A 22,861-nucleotide genomic window follows, 5' to 3' on the forward strand; every position below is an offset into this window, starting at 1 on the left:
GTTAGAGTTACTCGCTGTGACAACAGGTTTCAGCCGATTACGGCGCGAAGATTTGCTCAGAACGGCCTGCGAGGTGATCGCGGAGCAGGGCTTCGGCCACACCAGGACCCTGGACATCGCCAGGGCCGCCGGGGTGAGCCAGGCGCTGCTCTTCTACCACTTCGAGACCAAGGAGCGACTGTTCGCGCAGGCGTTCGGCTACGCGGCCCGGCTGCACTTGAACGCGCTGACGGACGTCGAGCACGCGGGGGGCACCCCGATCGAGCGCCTGCGCTCGCTGCTGCGGCTCTGCTCGCCCGCGATCCCCACCGAGGGCTGGCGGCTGTGGATCGACGCCTGGTCCGAGGCGATGCGCACCCCGGAACTGGAGGAGACCTCGCGGCGGATCGACGCCAGAGGCCGCACGCTCATGCGCGGCATCATCGAGGCCGGCGTGGCCTGCGGCGAGTTCGAGTGCCCCGACCCCGACTCGACGACGTGGCGGCTGTTCGCGCTCATCGACGGGCTGGCGGTCCAGACGCACGCGCATCCCAAGGTGTTGTCACGGCGCAGGGTCAACGTGCTGATCCGCTCGGCGGCGGCGAACGAACTGGGGGTGCCCGCGGACAAGCTCTGAAAGCCGCGCCTCTCCCTCTTCCCAGTCTTATTGGATTCTTCGTACAATTACTGGGCGAGGAGAGGAGCGCACGCGATGACGACCGCACCGAGCTCTACCGCCGCCAGAGAACGCGACGAGCGGGTCGCGAACCGGAGCGCGTACCGCGCGGTCATCGAACGCCTCTCGAAGGCGTCGGTGGACAAGCACTGGGAGCCGTACCGCGACATCCCGTGGGACGACCCGGAATTCCAGGTCGACCCGGCCGACCCGCGCTGGGAGCTGTCCGGGGTGGACCGGCTGGGCGGCCACCCCTGGTACCTCAGCCGCCCGCCCGAGGTACGCGCCCGGATCGGGCTGTGGCGGGTGGCCACGGCCATGAAGATCGGGCTGCAGTTCGAGAACCTGCTCAAGCGCGGGCTGCTCAACTACGCCTACCGCTTGCCGAACGGCTCCCCCGAGTTCCGGTACGTCTACCACGAGACCATCGAAGAGGGACATCACGGGATGATGTTCCAGGAGTTCGTCAACCGCACCGGGCTGCCCATCCGCGGTATGCCGGGGCCGCTGTCCGCGGTCGCGCAGGTGGCCCCCTGGATCCCGCTGATCTCGACCGAGCTGTTCTTCGTGTTCGTGCTGGGCGGCGAGGACCCGATCGACCACGTCCAGCGCAGGCTGCTCAGGGACGGCCGGGTGCACCACCCGCTGGAAGAGACGATCATGCGCATCCACATCGCGGAGGAGGCCAGGCACATCTCCTTCGCCCGGCACTACCTGCGCAACCGGGTCCCGCGCATGCCCGCCCACCGCCGGCTGCTGCTCGGGATCGCCTCACCGATCATCCTCGGCGTCATGGCCCGCATCATGCTCGCGCCGCCCGGCCCGATGATCCGCCGCTTCCGGATCCCCGCGAACGTGGTGGCCGAGGTCTACCTGCGCCACCCCGCCGCGCGCCAGGAGATCCGCGACGCGGTCGGCAAGACGCGCGAGCTGTGCGCCGAGATCGGGCTGGTCAACCCGTTCACCCGGTGGATCTGGCGGATCATGGGCATCTGGGAGGCCGCCGCGCCGTCAGCCCCTCGATGACCCTGATGCCGCCTGCCGGCCGGGCAGCCACGAGTGGCACCATGTAGGGGTTCACAACGGGTTTTACGGAAGGTTCTGCTCTGTGAGGCGGCTACTCACGGTCCTGCTGCTCGCGTTCGCCGTGGTGGGGGTCTCGTACTCCCCGGCCCAGGCGCACAACGTGCTGATCAGCAGCGACCCGCAGGACGGGGCCACGCTGACGGCCTCGCCCTCGCAGGTGACGCTGGTGTTCGACCAGGCGGTGCGGCAGGGGTACGCGCAGGTGGGCGTGACCGGGGCCGACGGGTCGTCCTGGGCCGACGGAAGCGCCGTGGTGGCGGCCGAGCGGGTCTCGGTGCAGGTCAAGCCGCTGCCGGCGGGCGGGTCGTACGTGGTCGGGTACCGGATCCTGTCGGCCGACGGGCATCCCGTCACGGGGAAGATCGGCTTCAGCCTGGCCGCGGGCGCGTCCGGGGTGGCGGCCCAGTCCGCGTCCGCGACGGCGGAGGCGGCGGACGGCTCCAGCGCCGACGCCGCCGAGGCGGCGGCCAACGGCGGGGCCGGGATGGCCGTGGTGTGGATCGTGGGGGCGCTGCTGGTGCTCGCCGCGGGCACGGCGGTCGCCCTGCGCCGCACCGCCCCCGGCGGGAACGCCGCGGCGGCGGGGGCTCCGGAGGCGGCCGAGGACGACGCCGACGAGGGGTCAGTGGTTCGTGGCGAGGGGACCCGCGCGTGACCGTCGTCGCCCCGCCCCTCGCCCGTCCGCGTGTCGGGGGGCGGCTGGTCGCCGGTGCGTTCGGGGTGTGCGCGGTCGTCGCGGCCGTGGCGGCCAGTTCGTTCACCGCCCAGGAGTCCGTGCCCGGCGTCCCCATGCCGGGGGTGGTCGTGTCGGTCGGCCTGCCGATCGTACGGGTGCTGCTCGACGTGGCCGCCGTCGCGGTCGTCGGGCTCAGCCTGCTGCCCAAGCTGCTCGGCTTCGACCGTCCCGAGCGTACGGAGCCGGTGCTGCTCAGGGTGCGCCCGCTGGCCGTGCTGGCCGCCTGGGCCTGGGCGATCTGCGCGCTGCTCACGATCGTCTTCCAGACCGCCGAGCTGAACCCCGGCGCCGTGCCGACGTTCGGGATGATCGCCGGCTACGTCGGGAGCGTCGGCACCGGTCAGGGGCTGCTGTTCAGCGCGGCGTGCGCGCTGGCGGCGGCCGGGATCGGGCTGATGGCGGTGCGGTTCGGCGAGAAGGTCCCGGCCGAGCTGCGGGTGATCGTGGCGCTGTTCGGGCTGCTGCCGATCCCCGTCACCGGGCACGCGGTGAACTCGGTCTGGCACGACCCCATCATGATCTCGATGGAGATCCACGTCATGGGCGCGGCGGCGTGGACCGGCGGGCTGATGGCCACCGCCGTCTTCGTGGCGCCGCACCGCCACCTGCTGGCCGTGGCGCTGCCGCGCTTCTCCAGGATCGCCACCGTGTGCCTGCTGCTGGTGGCGCTGTCCGGCCTGATCACCGGGCTGGGCACGATGGCGCTGACACCCGGCGTGAGCCTGCCGGAGGCGATCGTGACCAGCCACTACGGCGTGCTGGTCGTGGTCAAGACGGCGCTGGTCGCGCTGCTGGTGCCGCTGGCGGCGCACATCCGGTTCCGGCTGCTGCCCGTCATCCGCCGCGGCGCGGCCACCGCCCTGGTGGGCTGGGCGGTGGCCGAGGTCGCCGTGATGGGACTGGCGTACGGGGTGGCGGTGGCGATCACCCGCGCCTCGATCGCCTGAGAGGGCCTACGGCGTGGCGGGGGCGGCCACGGGAAGCGGCGCGGGCTCCTCGACCGGCCGGCGCGCGCGCCGGCCCACGGCCCACTCGATCGCCAGCCAGACCGCCAGCAGGCCGATCCCGGCCCACACCGCGGACGCCATGACCTGCGGGGGCGCTCCCAGCAGGCCGTCCTGGCCCTTGATCGCGCCGTACACGGACCCCATGACCGCGCTCTGGAGCGCCAGGGCCCCGTACGTGGCGGCCGTAACCGCGGCGGCCCCGAGCAGCGCGCGCACGACCGGCACCCGCACCAGGAAGGCCACGTCCACCAGCAGCCCGGCGACCACCATGAAGAGCGGCACCGCCGACGGCGGGAACCCGGTGAAGGTCAGCAGCGGCCAGATCAGCACCCTGAAGGCCACGTACGAGCCGGCGACCAGGGTGGCCGCCCCGAACCTGCCGATCAGCAACCGGGCCGCGACCAGCACCGACAGCACCGCCACCACCGCGTAGACCGGGTAGAGGTAGTCGGGCACGGGCAGGGTGAACGCGGCCATCATCGTCCGGTCGATGGGCTGCTGCATCTGGTCGGCCGCGAACCGCAGCAGGATCGGCTCGGCGTACGTCGCGCCGTTGTCGTACGCGCCGAGCGACAGGATGCCGTACTCCTGGTGCTGCTCGGGGAAGTGCATGTTCTCCAGGAAGAAGGCGAGGAACGCGCCGAGCACGACCGTCCGCTCGCGTCCCGGCGGCGCTCCCATGAACCAGCCGCGGACCACGCCCGCGATCATGAAGAACGTTCCAAGGTAGAGCATGATGTGCGACGGGCTCCACGAGGTGATGTCGAGCCCGTTGACGCGGTGGTTGATCAGGTCGAGCGGCACCGCGACGAGGAAGATCCCGGTGCCCCACTGGATGAGCCGCAGCGCGGCCCTGTCCACGCCGTAGCCGGTGTAGCCGTGGATGACGACCAGGGCGACGACGATGGCCGTGCCCGCGGAGTTGAGCAGGTGGGGCGGGGCGAGGTCGTCGCGCAGCCACTTGAAGTGCCACGAGACGTCCCAGGCCGAGCCGAGCACCTTGAGCGTGAACGCCGCCAGCCAGCCGAAGTAGAGCACCCGGAACAGGTCCTGCGGCGTCTCGCGGCCCGCCTCGCCGCGGGTCCAGTAGGGCAGGGCCCAGGCGGTGGCCCTCTTGAACGATGCTGGAGACTTCACGGCAGAGAATCTTACGGTCATCCACGCCACCGGCCCGTGATCGGGATGGCATCCTGCCCGGCCGAAGCCCGCAGCGAGAACATGAGAGGTCTGCGGGGCTGCCCCGCGGGCATGCGATACGTGCCGCGTTCCTCCTCGTCGGTCATGGTGTCGAAGCGGCGGAACAGCGTGTGATCGTGCTCGTGCAGGAACTCGACGCGCAGCCCGGCCGCCGCGATCGCGGTGACGATGTCGCCGAGCCCGTGCCGGAACTCCACGGAGGTCTGGTGCTCCAGGACGTCGCCGCCGGTGTAGGTGTACGGGAGGGTCCAGACCTGAGGGTCGCGGTCGAAGTAGTCGTGGACGACCCTGGTGCCGGTCTCGTCGTCGAGCAGGTCGGCGAACGGGTGGAACTCCGCGAGGTAGAGGAAGCCTCCCGGGTTCAGCAGGGCGGCGACCGTGCGGGCCCAGCGGTCGAGGTCGGGCAGCCAGACCAGCGCGCCGAGGCCGGTGTAGACGATGTCGTACGTCCCGCCGAGCGCCTCGGGCGCGTCGTACACGTCGGCCGCCACGAACCTGGCCGGGATCCCGCAGTCGGCGGCGATGGCCCCGGCCTGCTCGACGGCGGCCCCGGAGAAGTCGAGGCCGGTCACCTCGGCGCCGAGCCTGGCCCACGAGAGCGTGTCGAGGCCGAAGTGACACTGCAGATGCGCCAGGCTGCGGCCGGCCACGTCGCCCACCTCTTCGAGCTCGAACGCGCGCAGCGAGCAGCGGCCCGCCTGGAAACCCGCCACGTCGTAGAAGTCGCTGGCGACGTGGATGGGGACGCGCGCGTTCCAGTTCGCCTGGTTGATCCGCAGGTAGTCGTTCATGCGGGTGATCGTAGACAGGCGGCCGGCGGCGGCGCATCGACGTTTCCGTCCCGCGTGGCGCGGTCAGGACCGGCGGCGCAGGCGTACCGGCAGGTGCTTGAGGCCGTTCTGGAAGTTGGAGGTGAGCCGCCGGGGGCTGCCGGCGAGCTCGACGTCCCAGGCCAGCAGTTCCCCGAACAGGGCGCGGAACTGAGCCCTGGCCAGGTGGGCGCCGAGGCAGACGTGCGGGCCGAAGCCGAAGCTGACGTGGTCGTTCGGGGTGCGGGCGATGTCGAAGCGGTCCGGGCCGGGGAAGACGGACGGGTCGCGGTTGGCGGAGGCGTGGTAGACCACGACCTTGTCGCCCGCGCGGACCGGCCGGCCGGCGAGGGTGAGGTCACGCGTCGCCGTCCGCCTGAAGTGCATGACCGGCGGCCAGAAGCGGAGCATCTCCTCGATCGCGGAGTCCAGCAGGGACGGGTCGGCGCGCAGGCGGGCCAGCTCGTCCGGGTGCTGGAGGAGGGTGAGCAGGCCGCCGGGGATGCCGTTGCGCAGGGTCTCGTTCCCGGCGACGGCGAAGAGGAAGAACATGTTCTCGAACTCGGCCTCCGTCAGGCCGCCCGCGCGCATGGCCGTCATGATCGACTCGCCGTCCGCGGGGGTCTCGGCCAGTGCGTGGGCATAGGCGAACATGTCCGACAGCGCGGCCCTCGATCGCGGGTTGACGCCCGGCCCCGGATCGGGCCTGACGGCGAGCGCCAGCCGGCCGGCGGGGGTGAGCTGCTCGACGTCCGCCGTGGACAGGCCCGCGTAGTCGTCGTCCTGGTAGCCGATCACGCGTGACGCCCAGTCGTACAGCAGCCGTTTGTCCTGCGCGGGCACGCCCATGACGTGGGCCAGCGTCCAGACGGGCAGGTCGGCGGCCACCTCGACGAAGTCGCACGCGCCCTCCTCGAACAGCGCCGCCGCCCGCTCCGCGATCGTCCGCTCCAGCGCCCGGACGGCGCGCGGGGTGAACGCCGCCGCGACGATCCGGCGCAGCCGCGAATGGTCCGGCGGGTCCATGTTCAGCATCTGGACCTGGACGAAGCCCAGGTCGGCAGGGGTGTCGGGGTCGCGGATCTGGGTGGCGCCGAGGTGGGAGGAGAAGTCCTCCGGGGTGCGGAGCACGTGCTTGACGTCGGCGTGCCGGAACACCGCCCAGTAGCCGGGGCCGGCCCGCCACGGGCCGACGGGCGGCTCGGGGATCCAGCGGACCGGCGACTCTGCCCTGAGCCGGGCGAACAGGTCGTACGGGACGGCCGTGTCGTAGGTGGACGGGAAGAAGATCTCCACGGCCGCGCGGTGGGCGTCGCCGTCCGTCGTCGTCATGCCGTCTCCCGCCTTCTGGTGACCGGGCAATTCGCCCGGAGCGTCTGCCCAGGGCGGTTGCCTTGGGCGGTTGCTCAGGACGCATGCCCGGGGTTTTCCACAGCCGGGGGCGGGTCGCGGCGAGTTGTCCACAGACTCTTCGCGCGGCCGTTTCCCGCTGTGCCCAGCGTGCATCATGAGCGCGTGACCCCAGAAGAAGCAGAGGCGATTCTCCAGGAATACTTCGCCCCCTGGATCAAACAGCTCGGCCTCCGGGTGGAGGAGGTGGGCGAACGCCACGCGATCGTGCGGCTCCCCTGGTCCGACGACCTGGCCAGAGCGGGCGGCGGGTTGTGCGGCCAGGCCATGATGGCGGCGGCCGACACCGCCACGGTGCTGGCCGTGTCCTCGGCGCGCGGCGGGTTCGTCCCGATGACCACGGTGCAGCAGTCCACGACGTTCCAGCGGCCGGTGGTGGGCAAGGATGTCCTGCTCGACGTACGCATCACGAAGCTGGGCAGGTCGCTGGCCTTCACCGAGATCACCCTCACGGCCGAGGGCAGCGCCGAGGCCGCCGCGCACGCCACCACGGTCTACGCCCTGCTGGCCTGACCTGGCCGCCCTATCTCAGAGGTAATCGCCAAGCGCACACCGACTCGAGGAGACTCACCTGTGCACCCGAACCCGACTTCGAGGACAGGTCATGACGACTTACGACACCGTGCACGAGTTGCTGCGCCGGATCGGTGCGGGCGACGTCGAGCGCATCGCCGAGTTGTTCGCCGAGGAGAGCGAGTGGCGCTTCAACTGGCCCGCCGAGGGGCATCCGTCGGTGCCGTGGATCCGGCCCCGTTCGAGCCGTCATGACGTGGCGGAGCACTTCGGCATGCTGGCCGCGCACCACGTACCCGAGCTCAACGGCACCACCGTCGCCCGGATCCTGGTCGACGGCGACGACGCCGTGGTGCTCGGCGACCTCGCGCAGACCGTCGCGGCCACCGGGCGGTCCTACGCCTCGCCGTTCGCCCTGCATCTCACGGTCACCGACGGCCTGATCACGCGCTACCACATCTACGAGGACAGCCTCACCGTGGCTCGGGCGCTCTCCGGCGCCCCCGCCGCGCACCGGGTCGCCTCATGATCGGCGGGCTCCGCCCGGCGCGGCGATCCCATGATCCACCAGTTCACCTCGACGAGCACCTTTCAGCAGGTCCCGGCGTGAGTGCCGTCTCAGCGATCTCTCAGGTGCGGAAAGTAGGCTCACCGCATGAAGCGTGTGGCCGCCCTGGTTGCGGCACTCGTCCTCATCGGGGTGACGACGTGGCTCGTGTGGCCGTCGGCTCCGGAGGTGCGGGGCCAGGACCAGCAGATAACCGTCGTCGACGGACCAGCCGACGACCAACGGGTTGAGCTCGATACGACCTTCTTCCCGCCGCCCGACGGCGGGCAGGCGCCGGCCGTGTTGCTCGCCCACGGTTTCGGCGGCAGCAAGCAGAGCGTGCGCGACCAGGCGGTCCGCCTCGCCCAGCAGGGTTACGCCGTGCTGACCTGGTCGGCTCGCGGCTTCGGCCGCTCCACCGGGCAGATCGCGCTCAACTCGCCCGACTACGAGGTCAAGGACGTCAAGCAGCTCATCGACTGGCTGGCCAAGCGCCCCGAGGTCCGGCTCGACGCCCCCGGCGACCCGCGCGTGGGCATCGCGGGCGGCTCGTACGGCGGGGCCATCGCGTTGCTGACGGCGGCCTTCGACCAGCGGGTCGACGCGATCGTCCCGCAGATCACCTGGTCCGACCTGGCGGACGCCCTGTTCCCCAACGCCGCCACCACCGACGCCACTGCCACTGCCACTCCCACCGACGCCGCCACCGACGGCGGCTCCGGCGCCGCCGCGAGCGGGGTCTTCAAGCGCATGTGGGCCGGCATCTTCTTCGGGCGGGGCGCGTCCCTCGACGTCGCGTCGCTGCTGGGCCGCGGGGAGGCGGCGCAGGCGGGCCCGCCGACGGCGCAGCAGGCGCGGTGCGGCAGGTTCCTGCCCGCGATCTGCGACATGTACCAGCAGGTCGCCGAAAACGGCCGGGCCACGCCGGAGGCCATCGCGCTGCTGCGCGCGTCCAGCCCGATCACCGTGGCGAACCGGATCAAGGCTCCGACCCTGCTCATCCAGGGCCAGCGCGACTCGCTGTTCCCGCTCGGCCACGCCGACGCCAACGCCAAGGCGATCGCCGCGGCGGGCACGCCGGTCAGCCTGGCCTGGTTCGACGGCGGGCACGACGGCGGCAACGGCGAGGCCGACTGGCTCTTCGACCAGACCGCGGCCTGGTTCGCCCGCTACCTCGACGGCGAGGGCTCCGGGCAGGCCGCGCCGCCGGTGAGCGCGTTCACCGTGACACGCGACGGCGGGCGCGACCCCGGCACCCGCCAGCGCATCCAGCTCCACCCGGAGGCCGACTCCTACCCCGGCCTGGCGGGCACCGGCACCAGCACCGTCGAACTCGGCGGCCCCGAGCAGAACATCGTCAACCCGCCCGGCGGCGCCCCGGCCTCGATCTCCACCGTGCCGGGCATCGGCGGGCTGCTGGGCGGCCAGAACAGCCCCGGGGTCTCGATCGACATGCCGGGCCAGGGGGCCACCTTCGAGTCCGGCCCGCTCACCACGCCGCTGCAGCTCACGGGCAGTTCCACCGTCAAGGTCAAGGTGTCAGGCAAGGGCGAGGCGACGCTGTTCGCGAAGCTCTACGACGTCGCCGACGACACCCAGATGCCCACGTTGCCCGCCGGGCTGGTGGCACCCTTCCGGGTGACGATCCCCGACGGCGTGGGCAGCGCGGAGGCTACGGTCAGCCTGCCCGCCGTCGACCACCGCTTCGCCGTGGGGCACCGGCTCCGCCTGGTCGTGACCACGACCGACATGGGCTTCGCCACTCCTGCGGAGTCTGCCGCGTACCAGGTCTCGCTGGCCTCCTCCGCCCTGACCGTGCCCGTCGTCTCGACGCTGGCCGCCGCGCCGACCGGGGTGGCGTGGTGGGTGTGGGCGATGCCGCTGGCCGCCGTGCTGATCGCCGCCGTCCTGCTCGCCACGGGCCGCACTTCGGCCCGCCCCCGCCTGCGCACCGCCCCGGCCACCAGGGTCCACGACGTGGCGAGCGCAGGCGCCAGGAACGCCGCCGACCCAGGGCCGGTGGCAGGCACGTCGGCAAGCACCGCCGACCCCGAGCCGGGGGCGGGCACGTCGGCGAACGCCACCGAACCCCGGCTGGTCGGAGGCGTCGCCGGGGTCGCCGTCGAACCCCGGCTGGTCGGAGGCGTCGCGGAGATCGCCGCCGAGATCGCCACCGGCTCGGGGTCGGCCGGAGGCGTTGCCGGGGTCGCCGCCGAACCCCGGCCGGTGGAGGGCGCTGTCGCGAACGGTGATGCCGGAGCTCTGTCGCCGGGAGGCGTCGCCGAGCTCACGGCCGCCGAACCGCTGCCGGTGGGTGGTGGGCCCGCGCCCGCGTCCCCCGACGGCGTCTCCACGAGCACCACCGGTGGCGTCAACGGCGGCCCGAAGCGCACCGGTGAGAGCGGCGGCGCGGAGGTGCCGCTGGAGATCAGCGGCCTGACGAAGGCGTACCGGAACGGCGAACTGGCCGTCGACGACCTGTCGTTCCGGGTCGAGCGGGGCCAGGTCCTGGGGCTGCTCGGCCCCAACGGCGCGGGCAAGACGACGACGATGCGGATGATGATGGGCCTCATCCAGCCGGACGCCGGGGAGATCCGCATCTTCGGCGAGCCGGTGACCCCGGGCGCGCCCGTGTTGTCGAGGCTCGGGTCGTTCGTCGAGGGGCCGGGGTTCCTGCCGCACCTGTCCGGGCACGACAACATCGAGCTGTACTGGGCCGCGACGGGCCGTCCCCGGGAGGACGCGCACTTCGACGAGGCGCTGAAGATCGCGAATCTGGGCAAGGCGCTCGAACGGGCCGTCCGCACGTACTCGCAGGGTATGCGCCAGCGGCTGGCCATCGCCCAGGCCATGCTCGGGCTGCCCGACCTGCTCGTGCTCGACGAGCCCACCAACGGGCTCGACCCGCCCCAGATCCGGGAGATGCGCGAGGTGCTCAAACGGTACGCGCGCGACGGCCGTACCGTGATCGTGTCCAGCCACATGCTGGCCGAGGTGGAACAGGCGTGCAGCCATGTCGTGGTCATGCAGCGCGGTCGGCTGGTCTCGACCGGCCCCGTGTCGCTGCTGCTCGGCTCGGCCGCGCCCGGCAACGGGCAGGGGCCGCGCCTGGAAGACGTGTTCCTCGACCTCATCGGAGAGAAGGCATGAGCACCGCGACCGGCTACGCGCCGCACCGTACGCTGCCGTTGCGGGTGGAGATCGTCAGGCAGTTCAAGCGGCGGCGCACGCTGGGCATGTTCGCGCTGCTGCTGGCGTTGCCGTGGGTGCTGGTGATCGCGTTCCAGATCGGGCCGCAGTCGAGCGGGCAGGGGCAGGCCACGCTGCGGATCTCCGACCTGGCCACGCAGAGCGGCCTGAACTTCGCCGCGTTCGCCCTGTCGGTGTCGGCGAGTTTCCTGCTCGTGGTGGCGGTCGCGCTCTTCTGCGGCGACACCGTGGCGAGCGAGGCCAACTGGTCGTCGCTGCGTTACCTGCTGGCCGCGCCGGTCCCGCGTGACCGGCTGCTGCGGCAGAAGCTGATCGTGGCGCTCGGCTACTCGGCGGCGGCGGTGATCTGCCTGCCGCTGATGGCGCTGCTCGCGGGCACGCTGGCGTTCGGCTGGGACGACATCACGGTGCCCGGCACGGGTGAGACCATCCCCGCTCTCGACGTGTTGCCGCGCTTCGGGATCGTGATCGGGTACGCGCTGGTCAGCCAGCTCGTGGTCGCGGCGCTGGCCTTCCTCGTCTCCACCATGACCGACTCCCCGCTCGGGGCCGTGGGCGGGGCGGTCGGGCTGTGGATCGTGTGCAGCATCCTGCAGGCGGTGGAGGCGCTGGGGGTGCTGCGGGAGTTCCTGCCGACGTTCTGGAACAACGCCTGGCTGGACGCCCTGGCTCCCGAACTGGACTGGAGCGGGATGGCCAAGGGCGCGTCGGTGTCGGTCACGTATGCGGCGATCCTGATCGCGATCGCCTTCCGACGCTTCCGCCGAAAGGACGTGGTGAGCTGACCCCGCACCGCACCTGGTGCCGTCCTTGAGGGGTGGGCACGAACGCCCGCCCCTCCCCCATCGCACGTGGTGCTGTCCTTTTTTGGGGGTGGAGGGAAGAACCGCCTCCCGCCCCGCTGCGCATGGTGAGGGAGCAGCCGCCCCGCCGACACGGTGCCGTCGCTTGAGGGTGGAGGGAGGAACGACCCGTCCCTCCTCCGCCCGTCATGTCGGGTGGAGGGCACTTACCGGGCCGGTCGCGGGGCGTGTGGGGTGGCGGTCAGGCGGTGATCCAGTCGAAGGACTTGGTGACGGCCTTTTTCCAGCCCGCATACCCCTTCTCCCGCCGTTCCTCGTCCCACGTGGGGTTCCAGCGGTGCGACTCGGCCCAGTGGGCGCGGAGTTCGGCGGTGTCCTTCCAGTAGCCGACGGCGAGCCCGGCGGCGTAGGCGGCCCCGAGCGCGGTGGTCTCCGCGACGACCGGGCGGCTGACCGGGACACCGAGGATGTCGGACTGGAGTTGCATGCACAGGTCGTTCGAGGTGACCCCGCCGTCCACCTTGAGCACGTCCAGGACGACCCCCGAGTCGCGCTGCATCGCCTCGACCACGTCGCGGCTCTGGTAGCAGATGGCCTCCAGCGCGGCGCGGGCGAGGTGGGCGTCGGTGTTGTAGCGGGACAGCCCGACGATGGCGCCGCGCGCGTCGGCACGCCAGTACGGAGCGAACAGCCCGGAGAAGGCGGGCACGAAGTAGATGCCTCCGGAGTCGGTCACCTGCCGGGCCAGGGTCTCGCTCTGCGGGGCGGAGGTGATGAGGTGGAGCTGGTCGCGCAGCCACTGCACGGCGGAGCCGGTGACGGCGATGGAGCCCTCCAGGGCGAAGACCGCGGGCTGGTCGCCGAACTTGTAGGCCACGGTGGTGAGCAGGCCGCTCTCGGAGCGTACGCGGTCGGTGCCGGTGTTGAGCAGCAGGAAGTTGCCGGTGCCGTAGGTGTTCTTGGCCTCGCCGGGCGCGAAGCAGACCTGGCCGACGGTGGCGGCCTGCTGGTCGCCCAGGATGGCGGTGATGGGCACCTCGCCGCCGAACGGCCCCTGCCGACGGGTGAGTCCGTAGCCGGCGGGGTCGGCCGAGGGGCGGATCTCGGGGAGCATGGCGCGGGGGATGTCGAAGAAGGACAGCAGTTCGTCGTCCCAGTCGAGGGTGTCGAGGTTCATCAGCATGGTGCGGCTGGCGTTGGTGACGTCGGTGATGTGCACGCCGCCGTTGACGCCGCCGGTGAGGTTCCACAGGGTCCAGGTGTCGGTGTTGCCGAAGACGGCCTCGCCGCGGTCCACGGCCTCGCGGACGCCGGGGACGTTCTCGAGGATCCACTGGATCTTGCCGCCGGAGAAGTAGGCGTCGGGACGCAGCCCGGTCCGGTCGCGGATGACCTGGCCGCGGCCGTCCTGGTCGAGGGCGGCGGCGATGCGGTCGGTGCGGGTGTCCTGCCACACGATCGCGTTGCAGTACGGACGTCCGGTGCGCGGGTTCCACACCACCGTGGTCTCGCGCTGGTTGGTGAGGCCGATGGCGGCGAGGTCGCTGTCGTGGAGGCCGGCGCGTTGCAGCGTGGTCTCGATGACGGCGGTGGTCCTGGTCCAGATCTCGATCGGGTTGTGCTCGACCCAGCCGGCCCTGGGCAGGATCTGCTGGTGTTCGAGCTGGAACTTGGCGATCTCGGCGCCGTCGTGATCGAAGATCATGAAGCGGGTGCTGGTGGTGCCCTGGTCGACGGCTCCGACGAAGTCCGGCATGGCGCTCTGCTCTCTCCTCGGCGTCCTCAGTCGGACGGCTTCACGGTGTCGCGGTCCTCGCCCTGCGGAAGGAAGCGGGCGATGCACGCCTGGTAGAGGCCGGCCCCGAGGGCGCCGCCGATCAGCGGGCCGACGATGGGGACCCACCAGTACAGATCGCCGTACTGGTCGCGCCACGCGCCGCTGTAGCCGGTGAAGAAGCTGGCCAGGCGCGGCCCGAAGTCGCGCGCCGGGTTGATGGCGTAGCCGGCGTCGGTGCCGAAGGACATGCCGATCCCGACGACGAGCAGGCCGATGATGAACGGCCCGAGGTTCGCGCTGGGCGCCATGTTGGCCGTGTCGGACAGGGCGAAGATGACGAAGAGCAGGATCGCGGTGCCGATGATCTGGTCGCGCAGCCCGCCCCACATGTCCACCGGCAGGGTGCCGTTGCCGGGCAGGGTGGAGAAGACGATCTGGGTCTTGATGGTGTGCCCGGGGTCGGCCATGGCCAGCACCTCGGTGTAGTTCCAGCGCACCAGGAGGGCGGCGACGAAGGCTCCGGCGGTCTGCGCGACCACGTACGGGAGGACCTTGGGCCACGGGAAGCCCCTGAAGAGGGCGAACCCGAGCGTGACGGCGGGGTTGAGGTGCGCTCCGGTGGTGCGTCCGGCGACGTAGACGCCGAGCATCACGCCGATGCCCCAGGCCCAGGCGATGCTGTCGTGGTCGCCGAGCCCGCCCGCGATGACCTGCGCGACGACCCCGGCGCCGAACAGGACGAGCACCATGGTTCCCGCGAATTCGGCGATGAGTTCGCCGTTCAGTCTTCTCCGTTCGGGACTTACGGCCACCGGCCACCTCCTTGATGCGCAGCGTTGTGTGCATTCCCCCATCCAGGGAACGAACACGGATTGTGTGTCATATGTTGCGGAAAGTAATGGCGTGGGGCTGAACGGCGCGCTCGACGCCAGGGACCGCCGCGGGACCGTCGAGCGGCTGCGCGGGCAGACTTTCGACGTGCTGGTGATCGGCGGGGGCGTGACGGGGGCGGGCGCCGCGCTGGACGCCGCCTCGCGCGGGCTGCGGGTGGCGCTCGTGGAGAGCCGCGACCTGGCGTCGGGCACGTCGAGCAGGTCCAGCAAGCTGATCCACGGCGGGCTGCGCTATCTGGAACAGTTCGACTTCAAGCTGGTCAGGGAGGCGCTCAAGGAGCGCGACCTGCTGGTCTCACGGCTGGCGCCGCACCTGGTCAGGCCGGTCACGTTCCTGTATCCGCTGCGCCGCAAGGTGGTCGAGCAGCCGTACGTGGCCGCCGGGCTCACCCTGTACGACGCCCTGGAAGGCATGCGCCGCCCGATGCCGAGGCACCGCAACCTGTCGATCAAGGAGGCCCGCCGGATGGCGCCGGGCCTGCGTACCGACGTGCTGACGGGCGCGATGATCTACTACGACGCGCAGGTGGACGACGCCCGCTTCACCCTCACCCTGGCCCGCACGGCCGCCGCGCACGGCGCGGTGATCGCGACCAGGGCCACGGCGGTGGCGATGTTGCGGGACGAGCTCGGCGAACGGGTGGTCGGCGCGCGGGTGCGCGACGAGGAGAGCGGCCACGAACTGGACGTCGCCGCGGACACGGTGGTGGTCTGCGCCGGGGTCTGGACCGACCCGGTGACCGCGCTGCCGGGGGCGGCGGAGCCGGGCTTCAAGGTGCGGATGTCGAAGGGCGTGCACATCATGGTGCCGGGCGAGGCGATCGACTCGCGGACCGGCATGATCATCCGTACGGAGAAGAGCGTGCTGTTCATCATCCCGTGGACCGGGAAGCGGTGGATCGTCGGCACGACGGACACCGACTGGGACGGCGACCGCGCCGAGCCGAGAGCAACGGGCGAGGACGTCGACTACCTGCTCGACCGCGCCAACTCGGTCCTGGCCAGGCCGCTGACCAGGGATGACGTGGTCGGGCTCTATGTGGGGCTGCGTCCGCTGGTGGCGGCCGACGAGACCTCGTCCACCACGAAGTTGTCGCGTGAGCACGTGGTGGACGTGCCGCTGCCGGGCCTGGCCGCGATCGCGGGCGGGAAGTACACCACGTACCGGATCATGGCCAAGGACGTGGTGGACGCCGCGCTGGAGGGCTACGACGTGCCGGAGTCGGTCACCGAGCGGCTGCCGCTGCTGGGCGCCGACGGGCTGCCCGCGTTCGAACGGTCCGTACGCCGCATCGCCGAGGACCACGACCTCGACGTGGAGACCGTGGCCTACCTGGTGCGCCGCTACGGGAACCTGGCCCTGGAGGTGCTGGCGCTGGTCCGCGCGGACCCGGCGCTCGGGGAGCCGCTGATCGCGCCGGGCCCGTGGCTGAAGGCGGAGGTCCGCTACGCCGTCACCCACGAGGGCGCCCTGCACGCCGAGGACATCGTGGCCCGCAGGACCAGGATGCTCATCGAGTCGGGCGAGCTGGCGCACGCGGCGGCCCCGATGATCGCCCGGCTGATGGCCGACGTGCTGGACTGGGACGCGGAGCGGGTGGAGGCGGAGGTCGCGCGCTGCCAGCGCCTCGTGGCGGCCGAGCGCACCGCGCTGACGCGGGCGCGGACGGCCGCGGCCGAGGTCACAACGTCCGCGTGAAGGTGACCAGGGTCGTGCCGGGGCCGTTGTAGCCGGGCAGCGGGCCGTCCGCCTCGAAGCCCATGCGGCTGTGGAAGGCGATGGAGGTGGCGTTCACCGGCGCGGTGACGGCCTTGACGACGCGGCGGCCGTCGTCCCGGGCCAGGTCGAAGAAGCGCTCGTACATGGTGCGGGCCAGCCCGCTCTTCCTGGCGCCCGGCGAGACGCCGACGAAGTGGATGTACGCCTCGTGCGGCAGCGACGGCGACAGGATCCCGATCAAAAAGCCCGCCAGATGGCCGCCGGGCCCTTCGGCGATCAGGCTCGTGCGGTGGAAGTGGTCGAGGAAGAGCCTGGGCAGGGACGCCAGGATCGGCCGGCCCCACCAGTCGTCGATCACGGCGGCGACGGCGTCGTAGTCGGCTGGGGTGGCTGGACGCAGCACGGGTTCGAGGTCGGCCATGCGGGGATCTTAAGCCGGTGCTCCGGGCGGCTAGTCCCAGTGCGGCGGCCGGTTCTCCAGGTAGAAGGAGTCGGCGTCGGCCTCGCGCCAGTCGCCCCAGGCGAGGTCGGTGTCGTCGGCGCTCTGTTCGGGCAGCAAGTCATCCACGACGACCATGGTACCCAGCCGGGCGAACCCGCATCGAGCGTGTCCGCCGGACCGAGGACAGGCTGCGACCACGGCGGTACGATACGAAGGCAGATGTCGCCTACCCCCCGTGAGGCCGCTCATGCCCACCCCGACAGGCTGGCGGCGAGAAGGCAATCTGCCGGCGGAGCTGACCAGCTTCGTCGGCCGTACGCGTCTGCTCGCCAACCTCAAACGGCACCTCGCCGAGTCGCGCCTGGTGACGGTCACCGGCATCGGCGGCGTGGGGAAGTCGCGCACCGTGCTGCGGCTGGCGCACCAGGTGCGCGTCCACTACCCCGACGGCGTCTGGTTCGCCGATCTGGCCCGCCTCCAGGACGCGGGCATGGTCAAGCACACCATCGCCGCCGCGCTCGGCATCGCCGACCAGTCCTCGCGGACCGAGTCGGAGTCCTTGTCGGAGTGGGTGGGCGAGCGCGACATGCTGCTCATCATCGACACCTGCGAGCACCTCGTGCAGGGCTGCGCCGAGCTGGTGCACGAGTTGCTGGAGGCGGCGCCCAACCTGAAGGTGCTGGCCACCAGCCGCCAGTCGCTGCACCTGCCGTACGAGCACGTGGTGCCCGTGCCGCCGCTGCAGGTGCCCGGCGACGATCCGGCCGAGAGCCTGTTCACCAACGAGTCCGTGCAGCTCTTCGCGGCCAGGGCCGGGGCCAGCGTGCCCGACTTCGTCCTCGACGAGAGCAACATCGAGCCCGTGGCCGAGCTGTGCCGCAGGCTCGACGGCATCCCGCTGGCGATCGAGCTGGCCGCGGTGCGGCTGCGGGCGCTGTCGGTGGAGCAGATCCTCGGGTTACTGGCCGACCGGTTCAGCCTGCTGGCCGGCGCCAGCCGTACGGCGCTGCCCCGTCACCAGACACTGCGGGCGGCCATCGGCTGGAGCCACGAGCTGTGCGAGCCCGCCGAGCGGTTGTTGTGGGCGCGGTTGTCGGTGTTCGCGGGCGACTTCGAGCTCGACGCGGCCCGGTTCGTCTGCTCCGACGGGCGGCTGCCGTCCGAGGACATCACCGACCTCGTCACGGGGCTGGTGGAGAAGTCGATCCTGCTGATCAGGAGCAACCACGCGGGCGTGCGCTACAAGCTGATCGACACCCTGGCCGAGTACGGCGAGGAGTGGCTGGAGAAGCTCGGCCAGAAGGAGCAGATGCGCCAGCGGCACCTGGAGTACTACCTGAGCCTGGCCCAGCGCAGCGAGGACGCCTGGTCGGGGCCGCGGCAGATCTACTGGTTCGTCCGGATGCGGCAGGAGCACGACAACGTCCGGCAGGCGCTGGAGCACGCGCTCGCCGCGCCGGGCAGGTCGGCGCTCGCGCTGACCCTGCTGTCGTCGCTCTGGTTCATGTGGGTGTGCTGCGGGTTCGCCCGTGAGGGGCGGCTGTACCTCGAACGGGCGCTGGAGGCCAACCCCACCGTGAGCAAGGAGCGCTGCAAGGCGCTGTGGGTGCTGTCCTACGTCAGGAGCGCCCAGGGCGACAGCGCGGGCGCGTTGCAGGCGGCCGAGAAGTGCAGCAACGAGGCGGTCAGGGTGGGCGACTCCCGGGCCGTCATCCTGGCCTCCAAGATGCAGGGCACGGCGGCGCTGCTCCAGGGCGACCTGCAGAAGGCCAGCGCGCTGCTGGGCGTGGCGATCGAGTTCAACACCGAGAACCGTGAGCTCAACCCCGGCCTGCTGCCCGCGATCGTCGAGTTGTCGATCGTGCTGACGGCGCAGGGCGAGCTGTACGAGGCCGAGTCGCTGCTGCAGGACTGCCTGCAGGTGTGCAAGGAGCGCGGCGAGCTGTGGGTCAGCTCCCACGCGCAGTGGGCGCTGGCGGACACCCGGCTCGTGACCGGCCGCACCGACGAGGCGCTGCAGAACGTCCGGGAGGCGCTGCGGATCAAGCGGCACTTCCACGACACGCTCGGCACGCTGCTGGCGCTGGAGACCGCGGTGCGCATCTTCGTCAGGTCCGAGCGGCCCATGCTGGCCGCCCAGTTGCTCGGGGCGTTGCAGCAGAACTGGAAGACGGCGGGGCTGCCGCAGCTCGGCGCGCCCTGGCTGACCGAGGATCACGACCTGTGCATGCGCGACTGCCGGCAGCGGCTGGGCGAGCTGGCCTACAAGAACGCCTTCGAGGAGGGCGCCAGGCTCGACCTCGACGAGGCGTCCGGGCTCGCGCTCGACGACCCGGACGCCCCTGACGAGAGCTGATGACGCGGCGGCGTCACACGGCCTGGGGCCACTGGGTGCCGTCAGGCCAGGCGTGCACGTAACGCGCGCTGCCGAGGGAGAACTCGATGTGGCCCCGTACCCAGTGTTCGAGGCCGCGCACGTACTTGCGGACCGGGAGCGGCGCCCACTGCTCCAGCGCCGCGCGCCGGGCGACGAAGGCCGCCATCGAGTCGTTGTGCATCCGCGCGACCTCGCGCAGCGCGCTCTGCAGGGTGAGGGGGCGGTGCGTGGCCAGCACGGTGACCAGGTTGTGACGGGCTTTGTCGTTGTCGCGCTCCTTGGCGTACGACAGGAGGTCGTTGTCCCAGCCGATGAGGTCGCAGGCCAGGTCGGACAGGGCGCGGACGTCGGGGTGGTGCCACTCCTCGGCTTCCAGGCGGTAGCCGCCGCCGGCGTCGATGAGGGCGAAGCAGGTGTAGGTGGCCCCGGTGATGCGGCGCATCAGGGTGTAGTCCTCGGGGGTCGGGATGAGATCGACCTCGCGGTTGGCGGCCTCCCAGATCTGGGCGAACAGGTATTCCTTCACGGTGATCCGCCACCGGTCCACCTGCGCGGGGGTGGCGGACGCGGAGATGCGGGACAGCACTTCCTTGAGCGCGAGGCCGAACGGGTCGCCGGCCCCCGGCTCCCTGCGCCCTTCCAGGATGTCGAGCAGCGGCGGCAGGGCGCGGGCGAGCGCGGAGGCCCGGTGCCCCATCAGCTCGCCTTCGCAGAACGCGTCGTCGAAGGCGAAGAGCCAGTTGTACCAGTCGTTGATCAGGCGGAGGCTGTCACGCGGCACGGTGGGGTTGGTCCGTGCCGCGAGCAGGCCGATCTTCGAGCGCCGGAAGTGCTCGACGGTCTCGGCGCTCTGGAGCATGTTCGAGGCGGCCAGCCATGCGTGGCTCTCCGCGTCGACCTCCGAGGCATGAACGTTGATCTCATTCGGGAACGGACATGGCAGCGGAGGGATGTGGAGCGGTCGCCTACTGAAGGAGTGCGCAGAAGTAGCCACGTATCCCAGCATGACGATGGAGTGACTGAAAGGCCACACTCGGCAACTTCCATCCCTTTAATACTTATTTCAGACTATGAAGCACTTTGCGGCAAGCGCCGGAGAACTAGTCCATCGCGAACATTCACGCGCGGGCCACGGCGGCGGGCCATCCGGCGGACGGGCCGCCGCCGGACGTCCGGCAGCCCTCTGACCATGGCGGACTTGTTTTCGAACACCGGCGCCCGCGCGTGGGGCCCGGCAGTGATCATCCGGGCGGCCGGGACCGCCGCCGCCTGCCGCCCGCCCGCGTGCGGTCCGGGCGTCAAGGGCAATGAGCCGCCGGCCTCAGCAAACTGTCACCTTCGCCGCCGGACGGGCGCACCGGTGTCCCGGGCCCGCCGTGGGCCGCCCACACCCACTCCTGCCAGGCCGGATACCGTGGCGGCGGGCGCCCGGAGCCCCGGATCCGCTCCATGGAGCGCCGCGCGCCTCGATAAGGTGCCGTGCACGGAATCGTTGCGACGCGCCGTAGGTTCTGGTGAAGAGTACCTAGGGAAAGGCTTTCAACCGTGTTCGACCCGAAGGATCTCTACGAGCTCGCAGACGACGCGCCCGAGCTGCCCGATCCGGTGTTGCTGTACCACTTCGATGGTTTCGTCGACGCGGGCTCGGCCGGACGTCTCGCGCTTGGCCACCTGCTGGCCGAGCTGGAGCACCGGGTCGTGGCGACGTTCGACGTGGACCGGCTGCTCGACTACCGGTCGCGACGGCCCATCATGACGTTCGACACCGACAAGTGGGTGGAGTGCGAGAGCCCGGAGCTGGCCGTCCACGCCGCGAAGGACTCGACGGGGACGCCGTTCCTGGTGATGAGCGGGCCCGAGCCCGACCGGGAGTGGGAGTTGTTCTCCAAGGCCGTGGCGGCGCTGGTGGAGCGGCTGAAGGTGAGCAGGATGGTGACGCTGCACGGCATCCCCATGGCGGTCCCGCACACCCGTCCGCTCGGCATCACGATGCACGCCAGCAGGCCGGAGCTGGTCAACACGCAGAGCAGCGTGTTCGGCCGGGTCCAGGTGCCCGGGAGCGTCGCCGCGCTGCTGGAGCTGCGGCTCGGGGCGCAGGGGCACGACGCGCTGGGCTACGCGGTGCACGTGCCGCACTACCTCTCGCAGGCCGAGTACCCGACCGCCGCGGTGACCGGGCTGGAGGCCGTCACGCGCGCCACGGGGCTGGTGTTCCCGATGGACGCGCTGCGCGAGGCCGCCCGGCGCACCACGACCGAGATCGAGGAGCAGATCCGCGCCTCCAGCGAGCTGTCCACCGCGATCACCGGCCTGGAGCAGCAGTACGACGCGTTCGCCGCGGGCTCGGAGCGGGAGAACCTGATGGCCGAGACCACCCCGATGCCGACGGGCGACGAACTGGCCGCCCAGTTCGAGCGCTTCCTCGCCGAACGCGACGACGAATAGGCGGCCCCGCCGGGCGGTCCCGCTACGCTGGGCCGATGAGTGAGATCCGGGTGGGCCTCGTCGGTTACGGCCCCGCGGGGGCCTACTTCCACGCCCCGCTCATCCACGCCACCCCGGGCCTGTCCCTGGCGGCCGTCGTCACCCGGAATCCCGATCGCCAGGCCGAGGTGTCCGGCCGGTACGGCGCCGCGGCGGTGGGCGACGTGCGGAGCCTGTGGGAACGGTGCGACCTCGTCGTGGTCGCCTCGCCCAACAGGACCCACGTGGCCACCGCCGCCGCCGCGCTCGACCAGGGCCTGCCCGTCGTCGTGGACAAGCCGCTGGCCAGGACCGCCGAGGAGGGGCGCGAGCTGGTGCGGCTGGCCGGGGAGCGGGGGCTGCTGCTGACCGTCTTCCACAACCGGCGCTGGGACGGCGACTTCCGCACCGTGCGACGGCTGGTCGGCGAAGGACGGCTGGGCGAGGTGCTGCGCTTCGAGTCGCGCTTCGAGCGCTGGCGGCCGGTGCCGAAGGGCGGCTGGCGGGAGGCCGGCGGCCCCGAGGAGGTCGGCGGGCTGCTGTACGACCTGGGCAGCCACCTCATCGACCAGGCCGTGCAACTGCTCGGGCCGGTGCGCGAGGTCTACTGCGAGAGCGACGTGCGGCGCGAGGGGGTGGCGTCCGACGACGACACGTTCGTGGCGCTCACGCACGCGGGCGGCGCGCGGTCGCACCTGTGGGTCAGCGCGATGGCCGCCCGGCTCGGCCCCCGCTTCCGCGTGCTGGGCTCCACCTCCGGCTTCGTGAAGTACGGGATGGACGTGCAGGAGGAGCGGCTGCGGGCCGGGATGACGCCCGATTCGCCGGGCTTCGGCGACGACGAGGAGGACCGCTGGGGCGCGCTGGGCGCGGAGGGCGAGCGGGAGATCGTCCGGACCGAGCCGGGGGCCTACCTCGACTTCTACCGGGGCGTGGCGGCGGCGCTGCGCGAGGGCGCGCCGCCGCCGGTCGATCCGGGGAGCGCGGTCGGCGTGCTGGCGGTCATCGAGGCGGCCCGCCGGTCGGCGACCGAGCGAACCGTCGTCCACCTGGACGGGTGACCGGCCCGGCGGACGCCGGGCGGGACCGTGGCGGGAAGTGCCGGGCGGGTGAGCGGCCGGGGCGCGCCGCCGGCGCATGAGCCGGGCCCGAGGGTGAGCGGCCCGGGAACGCCGCCCGGAACCGCCGCCGGCGCTGAGCCGGGGCGGGGCGGGGA

The 22,861-nt window shown here is 71.7% G+C and carries 19 protein-coding genes; 12 read left to right on the forward strand and 7 right to left on the reverse strand.

Annotated elements, in window-relative coordinates:
* Positions 1–52: 52 nt before the first annotated feature.
* The 4 genes from FAF44_RS20270 (at position 53) to FAF44_RS20285 (ending at position 3,424) form a co-directional block, all read left to right on the forward strand.
* Positions 53–616, forward strand: a complete 564-nt coding sequence (locus FAF44_RS20270; RefSeq protein ID WP_237104777.1) for a TetR/AcrR family transcriptional regulator — start codon at positions 53–55, stop codon at positions 614–616.
* A gap of 75 nt (positions 617–691) precedes the next feature.
* On the forward strand, positions 692–1,681 hold the full coding sequence (locus FAF44_RS20275; protein ID WP_237104778.1) for a diiron oxygenase: 990 nt from the start codon (positions 692–694) through the stop codon (positions 1,679–1,681).
* Between the two features lie 82 nt (positions 1,682–1,763).
* Positions 1,764–2,396, forward strand: a complete 633-nt coding sequence (locus FAF44_RS20280) for a copper resistance CopC family protein (protein ID WP_237104779.1) — start codon at positions 1,764–1,766, stop codon at positions 2,394–2,396.
* Positions 2,393–3,424, forward strand: coding sequence for a copper resistance D family protein (locus FAF44_RS20285; protein WP_237104780.1), 1,032 nt, complete (start codon positions 2,393–2,395; stop codon positions 3,422–3,424). Before FAF44_RS20280 ends, FAF44_RS20285 begins: the two co-directional genes overlap by 4 nt.
* A gap of 6 nt (positions 3,425–3,430) precedes the next feature.
* Here FAF44_RS20285 and FAF44_RS20290 read toward each other — a convergent pair whose 3' ends face one another.
* From FAF44_RS20290 to FAF44_RS20300, 3 genes are all read right to left on the reverse strand, one after another.
* Complete coding sequence (locus FAF44_RS20290; protein WP_237104781.1) at positions 3,431–4,621, reverse strand: hypothetical protein; 1,191 nt, start codon at positions 4,619–4,621, stop codon at positions 3,431–3,433.
* Positions 4,622–4,638: 17 nt separating this feature from the next.
* Positions 4,639–5,472: a bifunctional 2-polyprenyl-6-hydroxyphenol methylase/3-demethylubiquinol 3-O-methyltransferase UbiG gene (locus FAF44_RS20295; RefSeq protein ID WP_237104782.1), complete on the reverse strand. Its 834-nt coding sequence runs from the start codon at positions 5,470–5,472 to the stop codon at positions 4,639–4,641.
* Between the two features lie 63 nt (positions 5,473–5,535).
* Positions 5,536–6,822, reverse strand: coding sequence for a cytochrome P450 (locus FAF44_RS20300; protein ID WP_237104783.1), 1,287 nt, complete (start codon positions 6,820–6,822; stop codon positions 5,536–5,538).
* Positions 6,823–7,005: 183 nt separating this feature from the next.
* Between FAF44_RS20300 and FAF44_RS55835 the strand changes: the two genes are divergently transcribed.
* The 4 genes from FAF44_RS55835 to FAF44_RS20320 all read left to right on the forward strand — a co-directional run bounded on the left by FAF44_RS55835 (position 7,006) and on the right by FAF44_RS20320 (position 11,955).
* Positions 7,006–7,413 carry a PaaI family thioesterase gene (locus FAF44_RS55835; RefSeq protein WP_237104784.1) on the forward strand — a complete coding sequence of 136 codons (408 nt, stop codon included), beginning with the start codon at positions 7,006–7,008 and terminating at the stop codon, positions 7,411–7,413.
* 91 nt (positions 7,414–7,504) lie between these two features.
* Positions 7,505–7,942 (forward strand): nuclear transport factor 2 family protein, encoded by a 438-nt coding sequence (locus tag FAF44_RS20310; protein WP_237104785.1) that lies wholly within the window; start codon positions 7,505–7,507, stop codon positions 7,940–7,942.
* Positions 7,943–8,068: 126 nt separating this feature from the next.
* Positions 8,069–11,110, forward strand: a complete 3,042-nt coding sequence (locus FAF44_RS20315) for a CocE/NonD family hydrolase (protein ID WP_237104786.1) — start codon at positions 8,069–8,071, stop codon at positions 11,108–11,110.
* Complete coding sequence (locus FAF44_RS20320; protein WP_237104787.1) at positions 11,107–11,955, forward strand: ABC transporter permease; 849 nt, start codon at positions 11,107–11,109, stop codon at positions 11,953–11,955. Before FAF44_RS20315 ends, FAF44_RS20320 begins: the two co-directional genes overlap by 4 nt.
* A 259-nt stretch (positions 11,956–12,214) precedes the next feature.
* On the opposite strand, the gene glpK is transcribed toward FAF44_RS20320, so the two are convergent.
* The gene (glpK, locus tag FAF44_RS20325) at positions 12,215–13,729 is read right to left on the reverse strand and encodes a glycerol kinase GlpK (protein ID WP_237104788.1); all 1,515 of its coding nucleotides are present in this window, start codon (positions 13,727–13,729) and stop codon (positions 12,215–12,217) included.
* Between the two features lie 26 nt (positions 13,730–13,755).
* Positions 13,756–14,562: an MIP/aquaporin family protein gene (locus tag FAF44_RS20330; RefSeq protein ID WP_237104789.1), complete on the reverse strand. Its 807-nt coding sequence runs from the start codon at positions 14,560–14,562 to the stop codon at positions 13,756–13,758.
* Between the two features lie 91 nt (positions 14,563–14,653).
* On the opposite strand from FAF44_RS20330, the gene FAF44_RS20335 reads away from it, so the two are divergent.
* Positions 14,654–16,342, forward strand: coding sequence for a glycerol-3-phosphate dehydrogenase/oxidase (locus FAF44_RS20335; RefSeq protein ID WP_237104790.1), 1,689 nt, complete (start codon positions 14,654–14,656; stop codon positions 16,340–16,342).
* Here the strand turns inward: FAF44_RS20335 and FAF44_RS20340 are convergent.
* On the reverse strand, positions 16,326–16,784 hold the full coding sequence (locus tag FAF44_RS20340) for a GNAT family N-acetyltransferase (RefSeq protein ID WP_237104791.1): 459 nt from the start codon (positions 16,782–16,784) through the stop codon (positions 16,326–16,328). The two genes, FAF44_RS20335 and FAF44_RS20340, sit on opposite strands and share 17 nt — an antisense overlap.
* Before the next feature lie 268 nt (positions 16,785–17,052).
* On the opposite strand from FAF44_RS20340, the gene FAF44_RS20345 reads away from it, so the two are divergent.
* Entirely contained in the window at positions 17,053–19,161 is a 2,109-nt protein-coding gene (locus tag FAF44_RS20345) for a tetratricopeptide repeat protein (RefSeq protein WP_237104792.1), read from the forward strand.
* A 13-nt stretch (positions 19,162–19,174) separates the two neighbouring features.
* Here FAF44_RS20345 and FAF44_RS20350 read toward each other — a convergent pair whose 3' ends face one another.
* Positions 19,175–20,041, reverse strand: a complete 867-nt coding sequence (locus FAF44_RS20350; protein ID WP_237104793.1) for a hypothetical protein — start codon at positions 20,039–20,041, stop codon at positions 19,175–19,177.
* Between the two features lie 686 nt (positions 20,042–20,727).
* Between FAF44_RS20350 and FAF44_RS20355 the strand changes: the two genes are divergently transcribed.
* Together FAF44_RS20355 and FAF44_RS20360 are read left to right on the forward strand one after the other, a co-directional pair.
* Positions 20,728–21,627, forward strand: a complete 900-nt coding sequence (locus FAF44_RS20355) for a proteasome assembly chaperone family protein (protein ID WP_237104794.1) — start codon at positions 20,728–20,730, stop codon at positions 21,625–21,627.
* A 35-nt stretch (positions 21,628–21,662) separates the two neighbouring features.
* Positions 21,663–22,706, forward strand: coding sequence for a Gfo/Idh/MocA family oxidoreductase (locus tag FAF44_RS20360; RefSeq protein ID WP_237104795.1), 1,044 nt, complete (start codon positions 21,663–21,665; stop codon positions 22,704–22,706).
* Positions 22,707–22,861 lie beyond the last annotated feature (155 nt).

The sequence above is a fragment of the Nonomuraea sp. MG754425 genome, assembly GCF_021699195.1.
Classification (GTDB): Bacteria; Actinomycetota; Actinomycetes; order Streptosporangiales; family Streptosporangiaceae; genus Nonomuraea.